Source organism: Pseudomonas fluorescens, assembly GCF_902497995.1.
GTDB classification, from domain to species: domain Bacteria; phylum Pseudomonadota; class Gammaproteobacteria; order Pseudomonadales; family Pseudomonadaceae; genus Aquipseudomonas; species Aquipseudomonas fluorescens_BK.
This window is the reverse complement of record NZ_CABVII010000076.1, coordinates 1-510: the sequence shown is the minus strand read 5'-3', so window position 1 is coordinate 510 and position 510 is coordinate 1. Positions and strand designations below refer to the sequence as shown.

Sequence of the window (510 nt, the reverse complement as noted above, 5' to 3'; positions counted from 1 at the left end):
ATTCTGTACAAAACCCGGAATGGTCATCGGAATACGCTCACCCGATTTCGATGCTTTCGTCGATGATCTGACCCAGCATATCAACGCTCAACCTACACACACGATGCTCAACGCGGGCGGGCTGTGCAATTACTCCGATGGCCTGATCCGACTGCACAATCACTCGCAGATCCACCATCGAGCAGGACATCCTCAAGAAGGCGCTCAGGCTCATCCACAGCTATTCGAAGCCGACGCCGAGCTACTGATCAACAGTGATGAACTGCTTCAGCACGAGGTCTTTGGCCCCGTGGTCATTCTCGTAGAGGTAAATGATTCACTGCATCTACAGCAGGCACTGCACAGTTTGCAGGGACAACTGACCGCGACTTTGATCGCTGATCCCGGGGATCTGGAAGCGTTTTCCGCTTTGATTCCTTTGCTCGAACTGAAGGCCGGTCGCCTGTTACTTAACGGATACCCAACAGGTGTCGAGGTCTGCGATGAAATGGTTCATGGCGGCCCTTACCC

At 53.5% G+C, this 510-nt stretch carries 1 pseudogene; it reads left to right on the top strand.

Annotated elements, in window-relative coordinates:
* Positions 1-510 (top strand): annotated as a pseudogene (locus F8N80_RS30985) (aldehyde dehydrogenase (NADP(+))); the annotation flags it as partial.